Annotated in this window: 20 protein-coding genes; 12 read left to right on the plus strand and 8 right to left on the minus strand. The window is 70.6% G+C overall.

What is annotated here, in order from left to right:
* Nucleotides 1-138: 138 nt before the first annotated feature.
* From ilvE to GT007_RS12540, 3 genes are read right to left on the minus strand one after another with little or no spacing between them, the layout of a single operon-like run.
* On the minus strand, nt 139-1,050 hold the full coding sequence (ilvE, locus tag GT007_RS12530; protein WP_160121959.1) for a branched-chain-amino-acid transaminase: 912 nt from the start codon (nt 1,048-1,050) through the stop codon (nt 139-141).
* Nucleotides 1,051-1,057: 7 nt separating this feature from the next.
* A complete protein-coding gene (locus GT007_RS12535) occupies nt 1,058-2,053 on the minus strand; it encodes an NADPH:quinone oxidoreductase family protein (RefSeq protein ID WP_160121960.1) in 996 nt (331 codons plus the stop codon).
* Nucleotides 2,053-2,973, minus strand: coding sequence for a Bug family tripartite tricarboxylate transporter substrate binding protein (locus GT007_RS12540; protein ID WP_236571643.1), 921 nt, complete (start codon nt 2,971-2,973; stop codon nt 2,053-2,055). Before GT007_RS12540 ends, GT007_RS12535 begins: the two co-directional genes overlap by 1 nt.
* Nucleotides 2,974-3,089: 116 nt before the next feature.
* Between GT007_RS12540 and GT007_RS12545 the strand changes: the two genes are divergently transcribed.
* Nucleotides 3,090-4,220 carry a CaiB/BaiF CoA transferase family protein gene (locus tag GT007_RS12545; protein WP_160121962.1) on the plus strand — a complete coding sequence of 377 codons (1,131 nt, stop codon included), beginning with the start codon at nt 3,090-3,092 and terminating at the stop codon, nt 4,218-4,220.
* Entirely contained in the window at nt 4,217-5,563 is a 1,347-nt protein-coding gene (locus GT007_RS12550; protein ID WP_160121963.1) for a tetratricopeptide repeat protein, read from the plus strand. The genes GT007_RS12545 and GT007_RS12550 overlap by 4 nt, the downstream gene beginning before the upstream one ends.
* 260 nt (nt 5,564-5,823) lie before the next feature.
* On the opposite strand, the gene GT007_RS12555 is transcribed toward GT007_RS12550, so the two are convergent.
* A complete protein-coding gene (locus tag GT007_RS12555; protein ID WP_160121964.1) occupies nt 5,824-6,294 on the minus strand; it encodes a UPF0262 family protein in 471 nt (156 codons plus the stop codon).
* A gap of 3 nt (nt 6,295-6,297) precedes the next feature.
* Nucleotides 6,298-6,771, minus strand: coding sequence for a DUF983 domain-containing protein (locus tag GT007_RS12560; RefSeq protein WP_160121965.1), 474 nt, complete (start codon nt 6,769-6,771; stop codon nt 6,298-6,300).
* 208 nt (nt 6,772-6,979) lie between these two features.
* On the opposite strand from GT007_RS12560, the gene GT007_RS12565 reads away from it, so the two are divergent.
* The 7 genes from GT007_RS12565 (at nt 6,980) to GT007_RS12595 (ending at nt 14,039) form a co-directional block, all read left to right on the plus strand.
* Nucleotides 6,980-7,660 carry an aspartate/glutamate racemase family protein gene (locus GT007_RS12565; protein ID WP_160121966.1) on the plus strand — a complete coding sequence of 227 codons (681 nt, stop codon included), beginning with the start codon at nt 6,980-6,982 and terminating at the stop codon, nt 7,658-7,660.
* A gap of 236 nt (nt 7,661-7,896) precedes the next feature.
* Nucleotides 7,897-9,357, plus strand: coding sequence for an ATP-binding cassette domain-containing protein (locus GT007_RS12570; protein WP_160121967.1), 1,461 nt, complete (start codon nt 7,897-7,899; stop codon nt 9,355-9,357).
* Between the two features lie 93 nt (nt 9,358-9,450).
* Nucleotides 9,451-10,752: an ABC transporter substrate-binding protein gene (locus tag GT007_RS12575; protein ID WP_160121968.1), complete on the plus strand. Its 1,302-nt coding sequence runs from the start codon at nt 9,451-9,453 to the stop codon at nt 10,750-10,752.
* Nucleotides 10,753-10,761: 9 nt separating this feature from the next.
* A complete protein-coding gene (locus GT007_RS12580) occupies nt 10,762-11,697 on the plus strand; it encodes a branched-chain amino acid ABC transporter permease (protein ID WP_160121969.1) in 936 nt (311 codons plus the stop codon).
* Nucleotides 11,694-12,629, plus strand: a complete 936-nt coding sequence (locus GT007_RS12585) for a branched-chain amino acid ABC transporter permease (RefSeq protein WP_160121970.1) — start codon at nt 11,694-11,696, stop codon at nt 12,627-12,629. Before GT007_RS12580 ends, GT007_RS12585 begins: the two co-directional genes overlap by 4 nt.
* Nucleotides 12,626-13,396, plus strand: a complete 771-nt coding sequence (locus GT007_RS12590) for an ABC transporter ATP-binding protein (protein ID WP_160121971.1) — start codon at nt 12,626-12,628, stop codon at nt 13,394-13,396. Before GT007_RS12585 ends, GT007_RS12590 begins: the two co-directional genes overlap by 4 nt.
* Entirely contained in the window at nt 13,383-14,039 is a 657-nt protein-coding gene (locus GT007_RS12595) for an ABC transporter ATP-binding protein (RefSeq protein WP_160121972.1), read from the plus strand. The genes GT007_RS12590 and GT007_RS12595 overlap by 14 nt, the downstream gene beginning before the upstream one ends.
* Here the strand turns inward: GT007_RS12595 and GT007_RS12600 are convergent, their stop codons facing one another.
* A complete protein-coding gene (locus GT007_RS12600; RefSeq protein WP_160121973.1) occupies nt 14,040-14,651 on the minus strand; it encodes a histidine phosphatase family protein in 612 nt (203 codons plus the stop codon). It lies immediately after the preceding gene.
* Nucleotides 14,652-14,749: 98 nt separating this feature from the next.
* On the opposite strand from GT007_RS12600, the gene GT007_RS12605 reads away from it, so the two are divergent.
* Nucleotides 14,750-15,709, plus strand: a complete 960-nt coding sequence (locus GT007_RS12605) for a tripartite tricarboxylate transporter substrate binding protein (protein WP_236571641.1) — start codon at nt 14,750-14,752, stop codon at nt 15,707-15,709.
* A gap of 284 nt (nt 15,710-15,993) precedes the next feature.
* Here the strand turns inward: GT007_RS12605 and ggt are convergent, their stop codons facing one another.
* Both ggt and purD read right to left on the minus strand, forming a co-directional pair.
* Nucleotides 15,994-17,604 carry a gamma-glutamyltransferase gene (gene ggt, locus GT007_RS12610; protein ID WP_201451907.1) on the minus strand — a complete coding sequence of 537 codons (1,611 nt, stop codon included), beginning with the start codon at nt 17,602-17,604 and terminating at the stop codon, nt 15,994-15,996.
* Between the two features lie 132 nt (nt 17,605-17,736).
* Entirely contained in the window at nt 17,737-19,005 is a 1,269-nt protein-coding gene (purD, locus tag GT007_RS12615) for a phosphoribosylamine--glycine ligase (RefSeq protein ID WP_160121976.1), read from the minus strand.
* Between the two features lie 74 nt (nt 19,006-19,079).
* On the opposite strand from purD, the gene xseA reads away from it, so the two are divergent.
* Both xseA and GT007_RS12625 read left to right on the plus strand, forming a co-directional pair.
* Entirely contained in the window at nt 19,080-20,498 is a 1,419-nt protein-coding gene (xseA, locus tag GT007_RS12620; protein WP_160121977.1) for an exodeoxyribonuclease VII large subunit, read from the plus strand.
* Complete coding sequence (locus tag GT007_RS12625; RefSeq protein WP_236571642.1) at nt 20,498-21,295, plus strand: M23 family metallopeptidase; 798 nt, start codon at nt 20,498-20,500, stop codon at nt 21,293-21,295. The genes xseA and GT007_RS12625 overlap by 1 nt, the downstream gene beginning before the upstream one ends.
* Nucleotides 21,296-21,553: the final 258 nt, after the last annotated feature.

The following is a 21,553-nucleotide window of genomic DNA, read 5'->3' on the forward strand; positions in this document are numbered from 1 at the left end:
TTGGAAAGGGGTTTCTTATTAATTTTCAATGAGAAACCCCTTGGTCTCGAAAGCGGCGCGGAGCGCCGCGACGCTGGGGTCCGGGGACACGCGTGTCCCCGGCGGAGGGGCCTGGGGAGGCAGCGCCTCCCCAGCGCGCTACACCGCCGTCCGCCATTCCGGATGATCCGCCGTCGTCCCCCGCACCAGCGCCTCGTACCGCGCCTGCAGGGCCATGGTGATCGGCCCGGGCTTGCCATCGCCCACCGGCAGCCGGTCCACGCTGGCCACCGGCACCAGCTCCTGGCCCGTGCCGCACAGGAACACCTCATCGGCCACATACAGCTCCGTGCGGTCCACCTGGGCTTCCTCGACGGCATAGCCCATCTCGCGCGCCACCTGGATCACGGTGGTCCGCGTCACGCTTTCCAGGATGTCGCTGCCGCGGTTGGGCGTGATCAGCCGCCCGTCGCGGACGATGAACAGGCAGGCGCCAGGGCCTTCGCTGACCTTGCCCTGGTTGTTCATGATCAGCGCGGTGTCATAGCCATCGGCCTTGGCCTGCATCGTGACGAACCGCCCGGCGTGGTAGTTCGCCACCGCCTTCACGCGCGGCGGCATGGAATTGTCGGTGATGCGTGTCCAGGAGGAGATGCCCACCGCCAGCCCGCTACCGAAACCCGGCGAGCGCTCACGCGGGATGGCCACCACCGTCCAGCCGGTGGGCCCGCGCGTGGCCTGGGTGCCGGGGCCGTCCACCAGCACCTGCAGGCGGATATACACGTCGTCGTCCGGCTCATTCAGCGGGATCAGGCGCAGGATGTCGGCGTGCATCTGCTCCAGGCTGGGCGGGTTCTCGAACCGCATGATCTTCACGCCCTGCATGATGCGGTCCAGGTGTTCCTTCAGGCGGAACACCGCATAGGCGCCGGTCTCGGGGTGGCGATAGGCACGGATGCCCTCGAACACCGTGGCAGCATAGGTGACGGCCAGGGCGTGGGGGTGGATGCGCCCCTCCTCCCACGGGATCACGCGGCCATTCTGCACCATGAACTTCGCCTGCCAGGCCATGCGGCTACTACTCCTGCGGTTTCAGCACCACGCGGCCCACGCTGCGGCGGGCGGCGACTTCGGCCATCGCTTCCCGGAATTGGGCGAGCGGGAAGCGCGCGTGCACTTCCGGGCGCAGCTTGCCCTGTTGCCACCATTCCACAAGCTGCCCCCACAGCGCGCGCACGCGCTGGGCGTAGCGGTCGCGGTTGTCGCCCGGGGACCAGCCGATATAGGTGCCCCAGTTCAGCCCCGCGACCGCGATGTTCTTCAGCAGCAGGATGTTGGCGGGCACGGTGGGGATATGCCCGCCCGCATAGCCGATGGTGACCAGCGTCCCCCCTTCCCGCAGGCAGCGCAGCGAGGGATCGAAGTCGTCGCCCCCCAGCACATCCAGCACCGCCATGCAACCCAGCCCGCCGGTGGCTTCCAGCACCGCGTCCTTGAAGGGCACGGCGCTGTCCAGCACCACATCCGCGCCGCGATCGTGCAGCAGGGCGTGCTTGGCGGCCCCGGCGCGGGCGATCACGCGCGCGCCCATGGCCTTGGCGATCTCAACCCCCGCCAGCCCCACGCCGCCGGCGGCACCATGCACCAGCACCCAATCGCCCGGGCCCACATCCGTGCGCCACAGCAGGGATGCCCCGGCGGTGGGGTAGCTGATGGGCATGGAGACAGCGGCATCCAGCGGCAGTTCATCGGGCAGCGGCATCACATGGATGGCATCCGCCACCGCTTCCTCGGCGAGGCCCCCCCAATCCAGCACCGCGAACACGCGGGTGCCGGGGGGGATGCCCACGCCGGCGGCTGCCTCGATCACCGTGCCCGCGATCTCGGTGCCCGGGGTGAAGGGGCGGGGCGGCTGGCGCTGGTACTTGCCCTGCACCACCAGCTGGGTGGCGAAGGAAATGCCCGTCGCCTCCACCCGGATACGCACCGAACCCGGGCGCAGCGGTGGGGGGGCGACCTCCTTCAACTCCAACTCGTCGAAGGGGCGCCAGGATTCGCAAACGACTGCTCGCATCATTCAGCCCTGATATTGGCCTCGCGAACGAGCCGCGCGTAGCGGGCGTTCTCGGCCGTGGTGAAATCGGCATAGGTCTCGGGGCTCTCGCCCCCGGCGATGGCGCCCAGCGCCGCCAGCCGCTGCCCGGATTCCGGGTTGGCCAGGGCCTTCGCCGTGGCCTCCTGCATCGCGGTCACGAGGCGCGCGGGCGTGCCCGCCGGGGCCCAGATGCCGTACCAGGTGGTGATGACGAAGCCCGGCAGCCCCGCCTGCTCCATGGTCGGCAGATCGGGGAAGGCGGGCTGGCGGTCGCGGGTGGTCACAGCCAGCGCCCGCAGCCGGCCCTGGCGCACCAGGTCGGCGCTGCTGGCCATGCTGTCGATCATGAAGCCCACCTGCCCCGCCACCACATCCGGCAGCGCCTGGCCGGAACCGCGATAGGGCACGTGCTGCAGCTCGATCCCCGTGGCCAGCTTGAACATCTCCCCCGCCAGGTGCGGCGCGCCGCCGTTGGAGGATGAGGCGAAGCTGCGCGCGGTGGGGGTCGCGCGCAGATGCGCGATCAGCCCCTGCACATCCCGCGCGGGGGAGGAGACGGGCACCACCAGCATCAGCGGCACGGAGGCGATGGTGGTGACCGGCGCGAAATCCCGCACCGGGTCGTAGTTCACCCGCATCATGTGCGGCACGATCACATGGGCCGAGGCATTGACCAGGAAATTGTAGCCATCGGGGGCCGCGCGCGCGATCATCTCGGCCCCGATGGAGCCCCCTGCCCCGCCCCGGTTCTCCACCACGAAGGGCTGGCCGAGGTCCTGCGTCAGGCGGTTGGCGGCGATGCGGCCCAGGATGTCGGTGGGCCCGCCGGGCGGATAGGGCACCATCATGCGCACGGGCTTGCTCGGCCATGCCTCCTGCGCCACGGCGGCGGTGGCCACGAATGGCAATGACAAGGCCGCGCGGCGGCCCATCCGGCATGAAATCCGCATCCTACCCTTCCCAATCTTCTCGTTGCGGGCAGGATAGGCACGAAAAGAAACGAGAGGAAACGCCCATGCAGCCCTACAAAGGACTTCTGGTGCTGGACGCGGCACAGGGTATCGCCGGGCCCTATTGCGGCATGCTGCTGGCCGCGATGGGCGCGGAGGTGATCAAGCTGGAACCGCCCAAGGGCGACTGGTCGCGCGGCCTCGGCACCCGCCAGGGCGACCATTCGGTGATGAGCACGGTGTTCAACCGCGGCAAGCGCGGCGTGGTGCTGGACATGGCGACCGAGGACGGCAAGCGCCAGGTCCAGGCGCTGGCCGCGAAGGCCGATGTGGTGATCGAGGCCTTCCGCCCCGGGGTGGCGGCGCGCATCGGGCTCGGCCCGGAACATTGCAAGGCGGATGTGGTCTATGCCTCCGTCTCGGGCTTCGGGCAGAAGGGGCCGCACACCGAACGCCCCTGCACGGACAGCGTGATGCAGGCCTTCTCGGGCTTCGCCGCGCTGAACAAGGGCATGGATGACGTGCCCCACCGCGCCTACACCACGCCGATCGACATCCACACGGGCATGTGCACCTTCGCCGCCGTGCAGGCCGCGCTGGCCGACCGCCTGGCCGAAGGCGCGCGGGGCGGCGCGCCGCGCCAGCGCATCCTGGATTGCTCGCTGATGGCGGGTGCCGCCTCGCTGCTGTCCATCCAGGTGGCCGATGTCGGCCTGCTGGGCCGCCAGCCGCCGGAGCTGAACGTGCCCGCCGGCAGCTACGCCTGCGCCGATGGCGCCTGGGTGATGGTGGCCCTGGTGCGGGAGCAGGAATGGGTGGACCTGGTGACGCTGATGGGCGCCCCCCACCTGCTGGAGGACCCGCGCTTCGCCGATTTCCCCGCCCGCGCCGCCAACAAATCCGCGCTGCTGCCCCTGCTGCGGGAGATCTTCCTGACCCGGAGCTGCGAGGAATGGCTCGCCCTGTTCCGCACCAAGCGCCTGCTGACGGACCGCATGAACACCCCGCTGGAATGGCTGGCCGAGCCCCATGTGAAGGAAGTGAACGCGGCGCCCCTGCTGGACCAGCCCGGCCTCGGCCCCGTGCCCATGGTGGCGCTGCCGGGAATCGGGCCCATCCTTTCGCCCTCACCCGGGCTGGGGCAGCATACCGATGCCGTGCTGGCAGAGCATGGCCTGAAGGAGAGCGCAGCATGAGCCATCGCAATGCCCAGGGGCTGGAGATGTCCATCGCCTCCGCCGAGGCGGCCGCCGCCTTCGACCACCTGGTCGAGGGCTTCCTGAAGAACCGGCTGGACACGCCGCTGCGCCTGAAGGCCGTGCTGGCGCTGGACCCCGAGGCACCGCTGGCGGTGCTGATGAAGGGCGTCTTCGCCATGCTGTCCTACAAGGCGGCCGCCGTGCCGGCCGCGCTGGCCGCCGCCGACAAGGCCGAGGCCCTGAACCCCAACCCGCGTGAGGCGCTGTACATCGCCGCCGTCCGCGCCTGGGCGGGGCTCGACTGGGACCGCGCGATCCATATCTGGGAGCAGGTGCTGGCCCAATACCCGCGCGACATCCTGGCCTTCCGCCTGCATCATTTCTGCGCCTTCTGGCTGGGCCGCGCGCCGGTGATGCGAGAGGTGGTGGAGCGCGTCATGCCCGCCTGGGGCCGGGACGACCCCGGCTATGGCAGCATGCTGGCCTGCCGCGCCTTCGCGGCGGAGGAATGCGGCGACTATGTGCTGGCCGAGCACGCCGGCCGCGCCGCCGTGGCGATGGACCCCGCGGACCTGTGGGCCGTGCACGCCGTGGCCCATACGCTGGAGATGCAGGGCCGGCGCGGCGAGGGCGTGCAATGGGTGGAAAGCCTGCGCCCGCATTTCGGCGGCACCAACAACATCCGTCACCATGTGGAATGGCACCAGGCCATGTATCACCTGGAACTCGGCCAGCATGACCGCGTGCTGGAGCTGTACGACACCGGCTTCCGGGACCTGGGCAGCGAGGTGACGCAGATGCAGCCGGACCTGTACATCGACTGCCAGAACGCGGCCTCCATGCTGTGGCGGCTGCAGCGTCAGGGCGTGGATGTGGGCGACCGCTGGGTGGAAATCGCCGACAAGGCCGAGGCCCGGATCGGCGACACGCTGTCGGGCTTCACCCTGCCGCACTGGATGATGGCGCTGACCGCCACCGGCCGTGAGGCCGCCGCCGCCCGCATGCTGGAGGCCCTGCGCGAAGCCGCGCGCGGCAATGGCCCGCAGGCCGCCATCCTGCGCGACGCCGCCCTGCCGGTGTGCGAGGCCATCGCCCTGCACGCCCGGGGCGATGCCGCGGGCGCGGTGCGGCGCATGCTGCCGGCACTGGGCACGATGCACACGCTGGGCGGCAGCTACGCCCAGCAGGATGTGCTGGAACAGTTCTTCCTGGTCGCGGCGCGCGACGCGGGGGATGATGCGGCGATGCGTACCCTGCTGGAACGCGTGTCAGGCCGGCACCCGCTGCCGCCGGCGCGGCGGGCCGGATACCGGGATGTGGCGGAGAAGATCGCGCACTGAGCACGGGGGCCTTGCCCCCCTGGCCCCACCAGGGGGCGCTGCCCCCTGGACCCCCGCCAGGACCGTGCTCGGTCCTGGACCTAGAGCAGTTTGGCGCTGACCTTGGGAAGGTGTTTCCTATTGGTTTTTATCATGAAAATGGCGCCCAACCTGGCAAGGTAAGGCGCCAATCTGTTGGGTTCCAAGGGCCTTTCGGCCTTTGGCGGGGATGCAAGGGGCAGAGCCCCTTGCTGGGGGCTCCGGGGGCAAGGCCCCCGGCCTCAGATCCGCTGATGCAGCGCGCAGATCAGCGTGAACAGCCGCCGCGCGGTCTCATGGTCCAGCGCCACCCGCCCCTCCAGACGTTCCATCAACAGTGCGGCGCCTTCGTTGTGCAAGCCGCGCCGGCCCATATCGATCGCCTGGATGCGGGCCTCGCCCATGCCGTCCGCCACCGCCATCTCATGGCTTTCGACCACCATGCGATAGTCCTTGATCAGCCGCCGGAACGGGCCCAGCGCCAGCACGATGGCGCGCAGGGGCTTGTGGTCGGCGTCGCGGATGTCGAACACCAGCCGCCCATCGCGCAGGCTGATCTCCAGCCCGAACGGCCCGACCCCCATGCCGGAGGGCGCGAACTGATTGTCCGAGAGCAGGTCCTGCAACGCCTGCAGGCGGTCCGCCTCGGCATAGGCGCTGGGCAGCGGAGCCATCTCCGGCATGTCCACGCGAATGAGGCGGCGGTCCACCATGGCTTATTCGGGCTTGTCGCCGAACAGGTTGGGGTCATCCGTGTTGCCGGTGATGCCCAGCCGGCACAGCAACCCCACGATGGCGCCCTTCACCGGGCGCAGCAGCAGGGTGCACACCACGGCGAACAGCGGCAGCCAGACCACCATGTGCAGCCAGATCGGCGGTTCATAGGCACGGTCGATCCAGAAGATCGGCGGCATCAGGATGTGGCCGGCCAGCAGGATGACGAAATAGGGCGCGGCGTCGTCAGGCCGCAGCTTGCCGAAGGCGGTGCCGCAACTCTCGCATTTCGGGGCCAGCTTCAGGAAGGACTGGAAGACATGACCCTCGCCGCACACGGGGCAGCGGCCCATGATGCCGCGGCGCATCGCCAGGCCCAGCGGCGGGCGTGGGTACTGGCTGCCATTGGCGGCAGCGGAAGGCGGCACCCAGCGCACGGAAGGATCCGGCGCGGCCGCGATGGATGAATCGGTCATGACTCTGGCCCCGAATGGTCCCGGCCCGGCGGATTGTCTGGGCCTGTTTCTTGGTCTGGCGTCTTGTGTCGTTTCCGCGCTGAGTCTTGTGCGGTGCAGCAATCCTGCCTTCTCCATCAGCAGATGTCCAGCAAATCCGCCCGCCGGGCAAGCCCCGCACCGCAGCCCAGCCTTGCGCGGCGCGCGACATCGCCGCACCTTGGCGGGCATGTCCGGACGCATTCTGATCATCAATCCCAATTCCTCCCTCTCCTGCACCGATGGCATCGGTGAGGCCGTGGCCGGCTTCCGCGCCCCCGGCCTGCCGGAGCTGGAGGTCATCCGCATCGCCGAGGGCCCGCCCGCCATCACCAACTGGCGCGAGTGGTTCAGCGTGGCCGAGCCCATTTGCCGCATCGTGGAAACCCATACGGCCGACGCCTTCATCATCGGCTGCGTGTCCGACCCCGGCTATGACGCGGCCCGCGCGGCCACCGCCAAGCCCGTCTTCGGCATGCTGCGCAGCGCCATCACGGCCGCGATGAACCGGTCGGAGAATTTCGGCGTGATCGGCTTCACCGATGCCTCACGCGAGCGGCACGCGAAGGTGTTGCAGGCCCTGGGGGTGGAACAGCGCCTGGCCGCCTGGATCCCGCTGAATCTGGAGATGGAAGTGCTGACCGACCCGGTGGCGCCGCGCGCGCGCATCGCGGCGACCGCGAAGGAATTGGCGGCACGCGGCGCCAAATCCATCATCCTGGGCTGCGCCGGCATGGCCAAGCACCGCGCGGCCGCCGAGGACGCGGCCGGCGTGCCCGTGATCGAACCCGCCCAGGCGGCGGCGGCGGCGGCGATCGCGGCCGTGCTGGCCGGGCGGGAAATGGTGAAGGTGGCGCGGGCGGCGGAGTAGGAAGCGAAGGCGAAGCCCCTGATTTCCCTTGCCACTCGCGCCCCCTACCCCTACCTTCTACTCTCCAACCCAAGCCCGAAGGAGGGTGCCGTGTCCACGTACAACCAGCACCATCCGCGCGGTCCCGTTTCCGCCCTGCGATAGGCTTCGCAGGGCGGCGATCCATCCCTCATCGATGGAACGGCGTCCTTTTCCAAGGATGCGGCGCGTGCGCCGGGATTTCGGGTTTTCGTCTCATGGTTTCCATCGCCCTCAAGGGTGTCGGCGTGCTGTCGCCGGCGCCGCTGTTCAGCAACCTCACCTGTTCCATCGGGCCTGACGACCGCATCGGCCTGGTCGCCGGCAATGGCGGCGGCAAGACCACGCTGCTGCGCTGCCTGGCGGGCATCGCGGAGCCGCAGGCCGGCACCATCACGCGCTCACGCGGGCTGCGCGTGGCGCTGGTCGAGCAGGAGGTGCCCGCCGGCCTGCTCGCTCTGCCCCTGGCCGAGGCCCTGCGCCGCGCCATCCCGCCCGAACGCCGTGCCACCGAGGCCTGGCGCGCGGAGGCCATGCTGGACGAGTTCGACACGCCCCCCGCCCTGCGCGGGCGCCCGCTGGGCGAGCTCTCCGGCGGCTGGCAGCGGCTGGCGCTGCTGGCCCGCGCCGCCGTCGCGGAACCCGACGCGCTGCTGCTGGATGAACCGACCAACCACCTGGACACGGCGAAGATCGCCTGGCTGGAGGGCTGGCTGCTGGGCCAGCGCCTGCCGATGCTGATCGCCAGCCACGACCGTGCCTTCCTGGATGCCTGCACCCGCCGCACCCTGTTCCTGCGGCCGGAGGAACCGGTGCTGTTCGACCACCCCTACAGCCAGGCGCGGCAGTTGCTGGCCGAGGCGGACGCGGCGCGGGCGGACCGGCTGGAGCGCGACGGCCGGGAGGCCGCGCGCCTGCGCCGCAGCGCGGCCGAGCTGCGCAACATCGGCATCAACAGCCGCAGCGATGCGGCGCAGAAGAAATCCGCCCAGATCAACCGCCGCGCCGCGGCGCTGGAGGCCCAGCCGCAGCCGCCCCCGCCCCCGCGCCCCGGCCGCATCCAGCTGGCCACCAGCGGGACGCACGCCAAGGTGCTGATCGATATCGAGAACTGCGCCGTGACCGCGCCGGATGGCCGCGAGCTGCTGCATATCCGCAAGCTGGTGCTGCGCCAGGGCGAAAGGCTGGTGCTGAGCGGGGAGAACGGCAGTGGCAAATCCAGCCTGCTGGCGCTGCTGGGCCGGGCGATGGCGCAGCCGGTGCCGGGCATCCGCGTCAGTGCCTCCCTGCGGCCCTTCCATCTGGACCAGCACATGTCGGCCTGGCCGCCGGGCGAGACGCCCTTCGGGGTCATCAGCCATTTCGGGCAGGGCGACCAGCGCAGCCTGTCGCTGCTGGCGGGCATCGGCCTGCCATTGCCGCGGCAGCGCCAGCCGGTCGCGCAGCTCTCGCCCGGGCAGCGGGCGCGGCTGGCCCTGCTGGCGCTGCGGCTGACAGCACCCAATTTCTGCCTGCTGGACGAACCCACCAACCATGTGGACATCGCGGGGCGGGAGGCGCTGGAAACCGAGTTGCTGGCCCATGGCGTCAGCGGCGTGCTCGTCACCCACGACCGCCATTTCGCGCGGGTCGCGGGCACGCGCTGGGCGCGCATCGAGGGCGGGCTGCTGCTGATGTGAGAAGGCCCGGTTCGCAGAGCGGCACGCAAGGGCTGGACCAGCACGGCCCGGCTTGGGCATAAGGGTGGGACAAACCCATCAAGGGAACGTCCGATGCACTCCACCATCTCGCGGCGCGATGCGCTGCTGGCTACGGGTTTTGGCGGCCTGCTGATGCCCGCCTCGCTCTCTCACGCGCAGCCCGCGCGCCCGACCGAGATCAAGGTCGGCGTCGTCACCATCCTCTCGGGCCCGGCCAGCGTCTTCGGCGTGCCCGGCCGCAACGCCGCCGAAATGCTGTTCGAGGAGATCAACCGCGCGGGCGGCATCGGCGGCGTGCCGGTGCGCGCCATCTTCGTCGATGAGGGCCCGGGCGTGGAGCACACGCTGGGCGAGATCCGGCGCCTGGTGCAGAACGAGCGCGTGGACCTGCTGCTGTCCTCCATCTCCTCCGGTTCCTGCCTGGCCTGCACGCCGGTGGCCGAGGAGCTGAAGAAGCCCGTGCTGCTGTGGGATTGCGGCACCCAGCGCATCTTCGAGGAGCGCAGCTACGAATACGCCTTCCGCACCCAGGCCAACGCGACGCCCGAGGTGCTGGCGCCCCTGCTGTACACGCTGAAGCGCAAGCCCAACCTGCGCAGCGTGGCGGTGATCAACCAGGACTACGCCTGGGGCCGCGACAGCTGGGAGATCTGGAAGACCGGCATGGACGCGCTGCGCCCCGGCGTGCGCGTGGCGGCCGAGCTGTTCCCCCGCTTCAACTCCACCGATTTCTCCACCGAGATCACCCGCCTGCTGGCCCTGCGGCCTGAGGTGATCTTCACCACCTCCTGGGGCGGAGAGCTCGACACCTTCATCAAGCAGGCGGCCGAGCGCCGGCTGTTCGAGCGTTCGACGCTGGTGATGCCGCTGGCCGAATCCTCGCTGGAGCGCGTGGGCCATGCCCTGCCGCCCGGCCATTTCATCGGCGCGCGCGGCGACCATTGGCACCTGCACCCGAACCCGGCGGACCCCGCGAAGCTGCGCGGCTTCGTGGAGAACTATCGCCGCCGCTTCAACGCCTGGCCGATCTATCCGACGCATCACATGTACCAGGCGATCAGCGCCATGCGCACCGCCTATGCCAAGGCGCTGGAGACGACGGGCGGCGCCTGGCCGTCCGACGCGCAGCTGGCCCGCGCCTTCCATGGGTTGGAATTCGACTCGCTGACCAGCCGCATCAAGATCCGCCCGGATGGCCAGGGGCTGGAGCCGCAGCTGATCGGCACCACCGTGCGCAGCGGGGACCTGCCCTTCCCGGTGATGAACGACATGGTGATCTACCCGCCGGAACTGATCACCGCGCCGGTGGGGCAGAAGAGCGTCGATTGGCTGAAGACGCTGACGCCCGACTTCCTCAACCGCGCCCCGGGCTGAGGCACACCCATGGCCGAATGGTTCGCCGATAACGGGCTGCTGCTCGGGCTCGCCCTGCTGGATGGGCTGGCCTATGCGGCGCTGGTGTTCATGGTGGCGGTGGGGCTGAACCTGGTGTTCGGCGTGCTGCGCATCCTGAACGTGGCGCATGGCAGTCTTTTCGCCATCGGCGGCTATACGGCCGCTTCCCTGGGCGCCTTCGCCGCCGCCCGGGGCCTGCCGGACTGGATGGCCCTGCCGGTGCTGCTGCTGGCCGCGGTGATCGTGGGCGGCATCGCCGGGCCGCTGATCGAACGCTTCCTGCTGCGCCGGATCTATTCCGAGGAGCCGGTGCTGCAGCTGCTGGTCACCTTCGCGCTGTTCATGATCCTGGAGGATGTGCAGAAGCTGGTCTGGGGCGTGCAGCCCCTGCACCATGATGCCGCCATGCGCTGGCTGGGCACGGTGGACGTGCCCTTCGGCACCGACGTCATCCCCTTCACCGCCTATCAGCTGTATGTGCTGCCGGGTGTGGCGCTGATCACCCTGGTGGGGCTGGCCTGGTTCCTGCGCCGCACGCTGACGGGCCGCGTGATCGTGGCCGTCACGACGGACCGCGAGGCCGCGACCGCCATGGGCATCGACGCGAAGAAGATCTTCCTGCTGACCTTCACCTTCGGGGCTGGGCTGGCGGCGCTGGGCGGCGCGCTCGCCTCGCCCACCGCGGCACTGGTGCCGGGCGTGGGGGCGGGCACCATGGTGCTGTCCTTCGCCGTGGTCGCCACCGCCGGCCTCGGCCAGGTGGAGGGTGCGGCGATCGCGGCCCTGATGATCGGGCTCGGGCGGTCCATCGCCGTGTATTTCCTGCCGGAGGCCGAGGTGCTGGTGCCCTACATCATCATGGTGGGCGTGCTGCTGGTGCGCCCGAACGGCCTGTTCGGCGTGACGGAGACGCGCCGGATATGAACTCTCGCACTGAAGCCTTCCTGGCGGCGCTGCTGGCGCTCGCCGTCCTGGCCGCCGCCTCCACCACGCCCTGGCTGGTGTTCGTGCTGACCCTGGCCCTGGCCAAGGGCATCGCGGTGCTCGGCATATTGCTGCTGCTGCGCGCGGGGCAGGTCAGTTTCGGCCATGCGCTGTTCGTGGCCTTCTCGGCCTATACCGTGGCCTTCCTGGCGCCGAAGCTGGGCGATGCCACGCTGCTGCTGCCCATCGGCGCGCTGTTCGCCGGCGTGCTGGGGCTGCTGGTGGGCCTGTTCGTGGTGCGCTACCGCGAGATCTTCTTCGGCATGCTGAACCTGGCGCTGTCCATGGTGTTCTATTCGCTGCTGGAAAAGCTCTACACCATCACCAAGGGCACGGACGGCATCCGCGTGCCCGCCGCCACCTTCCTGGGCCGCACGCTGGACCGCCACGGCTATGAATGGGCGCTGCTGCTGACGGCGCTGGCGCTGGCCATCCTCTGCGCCGTGTTCGCGCGCTTCTACCTCGCCTCGCCGATGGGCCAGGCGCTGTCGGGCATCAAAACGCGGGAGGCCCGGCTGGAATTCATGGGTGTCTCCGCGCGGCGGGTGCTGCTGTCGGCCTATGTCATCTCGGCCGTGATGGCGGGGATGTCGGGGGCGCTGATCGCCATGACCTCCCGCCATGTCACGCCGCATCTGGGCTACTGGACCGCATCGGGTGAGCTGGTGTTCATCGCCATCCTGGGCGGCGCGGGCGGCGTGATCGGGCCCTTCCTGGGGGCCATCGTGTTCGAGCTGGTGCGCGTCTATGCCGCCGCCAGCTTCGCCGATGCCTGGCAGTTGATCCTGGGCGTGGTGCTGCTGCTGGTCATCCTGTTCGCGCGCGGCGGGCTGTGGGGCATGGTCCTGAAACTGTGCGGGAGGCGCGCATGAGCGAGGTTCTGCTCTCGGCCAAGGGGCTGCGGCTGGCCTTCGGCGGCGTGAAGGCGGCCGACGGCATCGACCTGGACGTGCTGGATGGCGAGTTCCTGGCCATCATCGGCCCGAACGGCGCCGGCAAGACCACCTTCATCAACATGACCACCGGCTATCTGAAGCCCCAGGGCGGGGAGATCCATTTCGCCGGTGAGCGCATCCTGGGCCTGTCGCCACGCGCCATCGTGCGCCGTGGCATCGCCCGCAGCTTCCAGCTGCCGCAGCTGTTCACCGAGCACACGGTGCTGGAAAACGCCGCCATGGCCGTCGCCGCGCGGGAGGGGTTCTTCTCCGCCCTCAAGCCCCTGCTGCGCCCGGCGTGGCGGGAGGAAGCGATGGATCTGCTCGCCCGCTTCGGCCTGACCGCCATCGCCGGAACCCGCGCCGACGCGCTGAACGAAGGGGCCCGCAAGCTGGCCGATATCGCCATGGCCGTCGCACTGCGCCCCCGCCTGCTGCTGATGGATGAGCCCACCAGCGGCGTCGCGGCGTCCGAGAAGATGGAGATCGTGGAACGCCTGGCCACCGTGCTGCGCGACGCGCGCGTCACCGCCGTGTTCGTCGAGCACGACATGGAGGTGGTGGGCCGCTTCGCGGACCGGGTCGCGGTCTGGAGCCAGGGGCGGATCGCGGCCCTCGGCCAGCCGGAGCGCATCCTGAACGACCCCGATGTGCGGCGCGAGGTGATCGGTATCGAGACCGGAGGACGCCATGCTGCGGCTTGAGGCTGTTTCCGTCTCCATCGCCGGCGCCCCCGTGCTGCGCGCGGTGGAGCTGGCCGTGCCCGCGGGCGGGCGGGTGGCGCTGATCGGGCGCAATGGCGCGGGCAAGACCACCACCTTCCGCACCCTGATGGGCCTGCTGCCCCCCGATGCCGGCCGCGTGACGCTGGATGGCCAGGATGCGACGGCCATCCCCGCCCATCACCGCGCGCGGCTGGGCATCGGCTACGCGCCCGAGGAACGGCGACTGTTCGGCAGCTTCACGGTGGAAGCCAACATGCTGCTGCCGGCCGAGGTGCTGAAGCTGCCCCGCCCCGAGATCGCCCGCCGGCTGGAGCAGGTCTATACCCTGCTGCCGGAGCTGAAGGCGCTGGCCCCGCGCAAGGCCGCCGGGCTTTCTGGCGGCCAGGGCAAGATGGTGGCGCTGGGCCGCGCGCTGATGGTGGGCACCCGCGCCGTGCTGCTGGACGAGCCCTTCCAGGGCCTGGCCCCGGCGCTGGCGCTGCGTTACGCCGATGCGCTGCGGCGGCTGAAGGACGCGCTGCCCGATGTCGCCATCCTGATCAGCGAGAGCAATCCGGAACTGCTGATCCCGCTGGTGGAGCGCAGCTTCACCATCGAGCGCGGCGAGATCCGCGAGGATTGATCACGCCGCCAGGGTCTCGGCCCTGACGAAGCCCAGATGGCGCCAGCGCGTGCCCTCCGGGCGGAACAGCCCCAGGCTGGCCTCGGGGAATTCCGCCTGGGAGAGGCCGCGCCCCAGGATCATGCCCAGCGGCACGATATGGCCCACCAGCACCCGGTGCCCGCCCGCCACCGGCTGGGCCAGCAGGGCCGAGACCTCGGCCGCGTCCCGCGCCGGGTCGCGGCGGGTATAGTCGTCGGCGATCAGGGCGGGGTGGATGCGGGCCGGGCCGAAGGCCAACTCCGCCGTGTCCCGCGCGCGGAAGACCGGGCTCGTCAGCACCTCCGTCACCGGGATGGCGTGGCGGCGGAAGCCGGCGCCGAGGTTCCGGGCCAGGGCCTCGCCGGCGGCGCTGAGGTTGCGCTGCCCCGCGCGGTCGTCCAGCCGGCCGGTATCGGCCTGGGCGCGGTCGGTGACGGAATGGCGCATGTACAGGTTCAGCCCCTGCGCCACCGGCCCGCGCAGCAGCGCCAGCGCCGCTTCCAGCGACAGGAATTCGGCGGCCTGCGCCCGGGCCAAGGCAGGCAGGGCGAGAAGCGGTAGGGCCAGAAGCGGCAGGGACCGGCGCAGCATGCCCCCATGCTGCACCAGCTTTGTCGCAGCGCGAAGCATTGACCAACGCCCCACCAAGCCAGATATGTAAAGCCAGAAAACCAACACCGAGGATGTCCATGATGCTGCCCCGTCGCAGCCTGGGCGCGCTGGCTTGCGCGCTCGCGGCCCCTGCCTATGCGCAATCCGGCTTTCCCAACGCGCCGATCCGGCTGATCTGCCCCTGGGGCCCGGGCGGGACCACCGATGTGCAGATGCGCGTGCTGGCCGAGACGACCTCCCGCCGCATCGGCCAGTCCGTGGTGGTGGAAAACCGCTCGGGCGCCGGCGGCGTGCTGGGGGCGCAATCCATGCTCTCGGCCCGGCCGGATGGCTACAGCATCACCCAGATGCCCATCAGCGTGTTCCGCCAGCCGCTGCTGAACAGCCGCGCGCTGTTCGATCCGCTGACGGACTTCACCTATATCTCCCACATCTCCGGCTATCTGTTCGGCACGGTGGTGCTGCCGGATTCGCCCTGGCGGACGATGCAGGAACTGATCGCCCACGCCCGCGCCAACCCGGGCAAGCTGACCTATGGCACGCCGGGCGTCGGCAGCTCCCTGCACCTGACCATGGAACTCATCGCCCAGCGCGCCGGCATCGAATGGGTGCATGTGCCCTTCCGCGGCTATGCCGAGAATGTGCAGGCGCTGATGTCGAAGCAGATCGACATCCTGGCCGATAGCTCCGGCTGGGCGCCGATGGTGCTGGAAGGCCAGCTGCGCCTGCTGGCCAGCTGGGGCGCCGAACGCGCCAAGCGCTTCCCCAACACGCCGACCCTGCGGGAAAGCGGGATCGATGTGGTCTCCGCCAGCCCCTACGGCTTCGCGGGGCCGAAGGGCATGGACCCGGCCGTGGTGCGGGTGCTGGACCAGGCCTTCCGCGCCGCGACGATGGACCCGGCCCATATCGCGGTGCTGGACCGGTACGACATGGCGCCGATGCCGATGAACTCGGATGAGTATTCGGGCTTCGTGCGGCGGACGATGGAAGAAGAACGGACGCTGATCCAGAGGCTGGGGCTGCGGCTGTCCTGAAGGCGGTTGAGGGCTCCGCCCTCAAACTCCCGCTCGGGGGGAAATGACTTTCCCCCCGAGAACCCCCCATTACTTTTTGGGAGTTTGGGGGCAGCGCGGAACCGGCAAAGGCATTTCGATAAATTTATATAATAATATCAATTATATAAGATTAGCGCTGTCCCCAAACTCCTCGCAGGGGCCTGGGGAGATCTTATCTCCCCAGCGGATGGGGTCTGGGGAAGGCAGAGCCTTCCTCAGCCTGCGTTCCCCTTGGGGAAGGCTGCACCTTCCCCAGTCTGCGCTCACCTCGGCGCATCCGGGAAGAACCTGACCCCCGCCCGCGCCAGCCCGCCGGCCAGCCCCACGGGCGTGCCATCCGCTCGCCAGCAGGCCGCGCCTTCCATCATCCCGTCTTCCAGGAAACGAATGGCGCACATGCCGCCCCCCACATGGGGCACGCGCTGGATGGTATGGCCCTTGGCGGCCAGGGCATCCGCCACTTCGGCCGGGAAGCCCTGCTCCACCTCCACCGGCCCGCCCTGGGTCCAGATGCGCGGGGCCTCCACGGCCTGTTGCAGGGTCATGCCATGGTCGATCAGGCTGACCGCCGCCTGGAAGGCGCTGCCGAAGATGCGCAGCCCACCGGGCAGCCCCAGCGCCGCCCAGGGCTTGCCGTCCTTCAGGATCACCATGGGCGACATGGAGGTCGTGACCCGCTTGCCCGGCGCGATGGAGTTGGCCAGCCCCGGGCGCGGGTTGAACAGCGCCATGTAGTTGTTCGGGATCAGCCCGGTTTCCTTCAGCAGGAAGCGCGCGCCGAACAGGGAGTTGATGGTGTGGGTGGCCACCACGATCCGGCCCTCGGCGTCGGCGACCGTCAGATGGGTGGTGTGGGCCTCGCCGGGGGTCACGCCGGCGGGCCAGGCGCGGGTGCGGGCGGGGTCGAATTCCGCGCGGCGCTGATCGGCATAGGCCTTGCTGGTCAGCTTCCCGACCGGCACGGGGATGAAGGCGGGGTCGGCGGTGGCGGCGGCGCGGTCGGCGAAGGCCATCTTCAGCGCCTCGGCCTTCAGGTGCAGTTCCCCGGCGCTGCCGAAGCCGAGGCCCGCGACGTCGAAGCCCTCCAGGAAGTTCAGCATCTGCACCACATGCACCCCGGCGGCCGAGGGCGGCGGCGGCAGCACCACCTCATAGCCGCGATAGGTGCCGCGCACCGGCGCGCGGGGGATCATGCTGTGCCCAGCCAGGTCGGCATTGGTCAGGATGCCGCCGCGCGCCGCGATCTCGGCGGTGGCGGAGGCACCGACGGAACCGCCATGCAGCGCGCCCGGGCCTTCCTTGGCGATGGTCTCCAGCGTCTCGGCCAGGGCGGCGTTCACCACGCGGGTGCCGGGCTTCACCGGCGCGCCATCGGGCATGAAGATCGCGGCGATGCCCGGATCGGCCAGCAGGTCCGCCCCGGCCGTCGCCGCGCATTCGCTCAGGTAAGGCGTGGCGAGAAAGCCGCGCCGCGCCAGGCGGATCGCGGGTTGCAGCACATCGGCCAGGGAGAACCGCCCCTCGCGCTCCAGCGCCGCCGCCCAGGCCAGCAGATTGCCCGGCACGGCAACGGAGCGCGCGCCGACCACATTCTCCCGGCCCACCGCCTCGATCACCAGCGGGTCCTCGGGCTTCAGGGGCGTGAACATGGTGGCATGGGCGGCAGCGGGGGCGATGGACTGGCCATCCAGCACCGTGTGCGTGCCGTCCGCGCCGCGCATGTGGAACATGCCGCCGCCGAACAGGCCCACCATCATCGGCTCACACACCGTGAGTGCCAACAGGCCGGCCACGGCGGCATCGATCGCCGTGCCGCCCTCCGCCAACATCGCCGCCGCGGCCGCCGAGGCCGCGGGGTGATTGGTGACAACCATGGCCCGGCCCAGGGCCGGACACTTCTCTGTGCGGATTTCCATGGGCCCGCAGCCTGCCGCCATCAGGGGCGGGTGGCTAGCCCTGTGGGGAAGGTCGCATGAGGGGGGCGGAGCCCCTCTCGCATCCTGCCCTCACAGGGCCCGCCACCCGATATCCTGCCGGCAGAAGCCTTCGGGCCAATCGATGGCCGCGACGGCGGCGTAGGCGGTGGTCCGGGCTTCGGCCAGGGTGGCCGCCCGGGCCGAGACCCCCAGCACCCGCCCGCCGGAGGCCAGGACGGCCCCGTCCTCACCGGCCACGGTGCCCGCGTGGAAGACGAAGGCGTCGGGGATGGCGGCGGCGGCGTCCAGCCCGTTGATCCGGCTGCCCTTGGCATAGGCGCCGGGATAGCCGCGGGTGGCCATGACCACGACCATGGCGTGGTCGTCGCGCCATTCCGCATGGTGGCCGGCCAGGCTGCCCTGGGCGGCGGCCAGCAACAGGGGCAGCAGGTCGCTGTGCAGGCGCAGCATCAGCGTCTGGCATTCGGGGTCCCCGAAGCGGACGTTGAATTCGATCAGCTTGGGCCCCTGGGCGGTCAGCATCAGCCCGGCGAACAGCACGCCGGTGAAGGGCGTGCCGCGCGCGGCCATCTCGGCCAGGCAGGGGTTGATGATGCGCTCCATCACCTCGGCCTCGATGGCGGGGGTGAAGGCGGGGGCGGGGGAATAGGCACCCATGCCGCCGGTGTTGGGGCCGGTGTCGCCGTCACCCACGCGCTTGTGGTCCTGGGCGGCGGCCAGCGGCAGCGCCACGGTGCCGTCGCACAGCGCGAAGAAGCTGGCTTCCTCGCCGATCAGGCATTCCTCGATGACCACGCTGGCGCCGGCGGAACCGTGCACCCGATCCTCCATGATCTCGGCGATGGCGGCCTCGGCTTCCTCGACGGTCGCGGCCACCACCACGCCCTTGCCGGCGGCCAGGCCATCGGCCTTCACCACGATCGGCGCGCCCTGGGCGCGGATATAGGCACGGGCGGCGTCCGCATCCTCGAAGCGGGCCCAGGCGGCGGTGGGGGCGCCGGCGGCGTCGGCCACCTGCTTGGTGAAGGTCTTGCTGCCCTCCAGGGCCGCGGCCTGCTGGCTCGGCCCGAAGCAGGGGATGCCGGCGGCGCGGCAGGCATCCGCGAGGCCGAGCGTCAGCGGCGCCTCGGGGCCCGCCACGACCAGCTCCACCCCGTGATCGCGCGCGAATTCCACCAGGGCCGGGATATCCTCCGTGCCGACCGGCACGCATTCGGCCACGTCGGCGATGCCGGCATTGCCGGGGGCGCACCACAGCTTCGTCAGCAGGGGGGATTGCGCCAGTTTCCAGCACAGGGCGTGTTCCCGCCCGCCGCCGCCAACCACCAGAACCTTCATCCGCGCACCCCATTCGCCCAGGGCCGCCCCGGCGCGGGGCTGCCATGAGGCGCGGGTTAGCATAAGTTCGGCGGATGGAAAGCCAGACCAACATGCCCGAATTCGCGGTGGGCGAACTCGCCGGCGCCATCAAGGGCGTGCTGCGGGAAGCCTTCGGCCGCGTGCGGGTGCGCGGCGAGATCACGGAGTGCAAGCGCTACCCCTCCGGCCACATCTATCTTTCGCTGAAGGACGCCGACGCGAAGCTGGAGGCGGTGGTCTGGAAAATGTCCGTCCGCAACCTGGCGGTGCAGCCGGAAAACGGGCTGGAGGTGATCGCCACCGGCCGCATCGACACCTATGCCGACCGCAGCAAATACCAGCTGGTGATCGACCGGCTGGAATACGCGGGCGAAGGCGCGCTGCTGGCCAGGATCGAGAAACTGCGCCTGGCCCTGATGGCCGAGGGCCTGTTCGCGCCCGAGCGCAAGCGCGCCATCCCCCTGCTGCCCGCCCGCGTGGGCGTCGTGACCAGCGAGAAGGGCGCGGTGCTGCAGGATATCCGCACCACCATCGCGCGCCGCTTTCCGCGCCCCATCCTGCTGTGGCCGGTGCAGGTGCAGGGCCAGGGCTCGGCCGAGCTGATCGCGCGCGCGATCGACGGCATGGGCGCCCTGCCCCCGCATCTGCGCCCCGATGTGCTGATCGTGGCGCGCGGCGGCGGCAGCCTGGAGGACCTGATGGCCTTCAACGAGGAGGTGGTGGTCCGCGCGGTGGCGAATTGCCCGATCCCCGTGATCTCGGCCGTGGGGCATGAGACGGACACGACGCTGATCGACTTCGCCTCCGACCGGCGCGCCCCCACCCCCACCGCCGCCGCCGAGATGGCGGTGCCCGCGCGGATCGAGCTGCTGGCCGATCTCTCCCAACGCGGCGGGCGGCTGCACCAGGCGGTGCAGGCCCGGCTGGAGCGCGCGCGCGGCAGCCTGCTGCGCGCCGAGCGCGGCCTGCCGGCCATGCCCGACATCCTGGCCAGCCTGCGCCAGCGCCTGGACGACCGCGGCGAGCGGCTGCGCCAGGCCCTGCCCGGCCTGCTGGCCGCCAAGCGCGCCGCCCTGACCCGCCTGCACCTGCCCCACCCGCGCGAGGGCATCGCCGCCCGGCGCGGCGCGCTGGCCCTGCTGGCGGAGCGCCTGCGCGGCGGCTTCGCCTCCGGCCAGGCACGCAGGCGCGCGGCCCCCGTGCTGGCCCGCTTCAACGAGGGCCCGGTGCTGGCCTTGCTGCGCGAGCGCCGCACGGCGCTGGGCGGCCTCGCGGCGCGGCTCGAATCGGTGTCCTATCAGGCGGTGCTGGCGCGCGGTTTCGCGCTGGTGCGCGACGCGCGCGGCCGGGCCGTCACCCACGCCGCCGAGGTGAAGCCAGGCGCCGCGCTGACCATCGCCTTCCAGGACGGCGAGGCGCATGTGCGCGCCGAAAAGCCCCGCCCCGACACCGCGCAAGGAAGCCTGTTCTGATGCTGCGCCGAGCCCTGTTCGCCACCCCCGCCCTGCTGCTGGCCGCCCCGGCCCGGGCGCTGGACCTGCCCGCCGAGGCCAGCCAGGGCGGGCTGCTGCTGGGCCAGGGCGCCCAGGGCCTGCGCCTGTCGCTGGAGGGCCGGGCGATCCGCGTCGCCCCCGGCGGCGAGTTCATCCTGGGCTTCGGCCGCGACCACGGCCCCGAGGCCGTGCTGACCGTCACCGACGCCAATGGCCGCGCCAGCCAGCGCCGCATCGCCGTGCGCCCGCGCGAATGGGATGTGCAGCGCATCCAGGGCCTGCCCCCGGCCCAGGTCTCGCCCGACCCCGCGGCCATGGCCCGCATCACCGCGGAGCGCCAGCGCCTGGCCGCCGCGCGCGCCACCGACAGCGCCCGCACCGGCTTCCTGGCCGGGCTGGGCTGGCCCGCGCGCGGGCGGATCAGCGGCGTCTACGGCAGCCAGCGCATCCTGAACGGCGAACCCCGCGCACCGCATTTCGGCCTGGATATCGCGGCACCCGTGGGCACACCCATCCACGCCGCCATGCCAGGCCGCGTGATGCTGGCCGGGGATTTCTTCTTCTTCGGCAAGCTGCTGGTGATCGACCACGGGCACGGGCTGCACACGCTGTATGCCCACCTCTCGGCACAGCATGTCAGCGAAGGGGCGGATGTGGCCAAGGGCCAGCACATCGCGGCCATGGGGGCCACCGGGCGCGTGACCGGGCCGCATCTGCACTTCTCGCTGGGGTGGTACGGGATTTGGCTGGACCCGCAGCCGCTGCTGGGGGCGTGACCCCACCCAAGGGGCGAAAAAGGCCGAGGGGCTCTGCCCCTCGGGCACCCCGCCAGGAGCCGAAAGGCCCCTGGACCCCAGGAGTTTGGCGCTGATCCTGGGAAGGTTTTTCTTATTGATTTTAATAATGAAGGGTCTCGACTAGCACGAGCGTCTGAAAGGTCGCTAATGCTATGAAAAGACTTGTGAACCGGTACGTCAAAAGTTCCAAACTTTCCGAGCCCCAGTTCCGGCTGTTCGCCAAGCTGTTCGCGGCCG

This window comes from Rhodovarius lipocyclicus (assembly GCF_009900765.1).
GTDB classification, from domain to species: Bacteria; Pseudomonadota; Alphaproteobacteria; order Acetobacterales; family Acetobacteraceae; genus Rhodovarius; species Rhodovarius lipocyclicus.

What these genes read in the sequence shown, in the direction of transcription:
- ilvE (WP_160121959.1), bottom strand. Translation starts at nt 1,050, where the DNA reads ATGGCCTGGCAGGCGAAGTTCATGGTGCAGAATGGCCGCGTGATCCCG.
- GT007_RS12535 (WP_160121960.1), bottom strand. Translation starts at nt 2,053, where the DNA reads ATGCGAGCAGTCGTTTGCGAATCCTGGCGCCCCTTCGACGAGTTGGAG.
- GT007_RS12545 (WP_160121962.1), top strand. Translation starts at nt 3,090, where the DNA reads ATGCAGCCCTACAAAGGACTTCTGGTGCTGGACGCGGCACAGGGTATC.
- GT007_RS12550 (WP_160121963.1), top strand. Translation starts at nt 4,217, where the DNA reads ATGAGCCATCGCAATGCCCAGGGGCTGGAGATGTCCATCGCCTCCGCC.
- GT007_RS12555 (WP_160121964.1), bottom strand. Translation starts at nt 6,294, where the DNA reads ATGGTGGACCGCCGCCTCATTCGCGTGGACATGCCGGAGATGGCTCCG.
- GT007_RS12560 (WP_160121965.1), bottom strand. Translation starts at nt 6,771, where the DNA reads ATGACCGATTCATCCATCGCGGCCGCGCCGGATCCTTCCGTGCGCTGG.
- GT007_RS12565 (WP_160121966.1), top strand. Translation starts at nt 6,980, where the DNA reads ATGTCCGGACGCATTCTGATCATCAATCCCAATTCCTCCCTCTCCTGC.
- GT007_RS12570 (WP_160121967.1), top strand. Translation starts at nt 7,897, where the DNA reads ATGGTTTCCATCGCCCTCAAGGGTGTCGGCGTGCTGTCGCCGGCGCCG.
- GT007_RS12575 (WP_160121968.1), top strand. Translation starts at nt 9,451, where the DNA reads ATGCACTCCACCATCTCGCGGCGCGATGCGCTGCTGGCTACGGGTTTT.
- GT007_RS12580 (WP_160121969.1), top strand. Translation starts at nt 10,762, where the DNA reads ATGGCCGAATGGTTCGCCGATAACGGGCTGCTGCTCGGGCTCGCCCTG.
- GT007_RS12585 (WP_160121970.1), top strand. Translation starts at nt 11,694, where the DNA reads ATGAACTCTCGCACTGAAGCCTTCCTGGCGGCGCTGCTGGCGCTCGCC.
- GT007_RS12590 (WP_160121971.1), top strand. Translation starts at nt 12,626, where the DNA reads ATGAGCGAGGTTCTGCTCTCGGCCAAGGGGCTGCGGCTGGCCTTCGGC.
- GT007_RS12595 (WP_160121972.1), top strand. Translation starts at nt 13,383, where the DNA reads ATGCTGCGGCTTGAGGCTGTTTCCGTCTCCATCGCCGGCGCCCCCGTG.
- GT007_RS12600 (WP_160121973.1), bottom strand. Translation starts at nt 14,651, where the DNA reads ATGCTGCGCCGGTCCCTGCCGCTTCTGGCCCTACCGCTTCTCGCCCTG.
- GT007_RS12605 (WP_236571641.1), top strand. Translation starts at nt 14,750, where the DNA reads ATGATGCTGCCCCGTCGCAGCCTGGGCGCGCTGGCTTGCGCGCTCGCG.
- ggt (WP_201451907.1), bottom strand. Translation starts at nt 17,604, where the DNA reads ATGGTTGTCACCAATCACCCCGCGGCCTCGGCGGCCGCGGCGGCGATG.
- purD (WP_160121976.1), bottom strand. Translation starts at nt 19,005, where the DNA reads ATGAAGGTTCTGGTGGTTGGCGGCGGCGGGCGGGAACACGCCCTGTGC.
- xseA (WP_160121977.1), top strand. Translation starts at nt 19,080, where the DNA reads ATGGAAAGCCAGACCAACATGCCCGAATTCGCGGTGGGCGAACTCGCC.
- GT007_RS12625 (WP_236571642.1), top strand. Translation starts at nt 20,498, where the DNA reads ATGCTGCGCCGAGCCCTGTTCGCCACCCCCGCCCTGCTGCTGGCCGCC.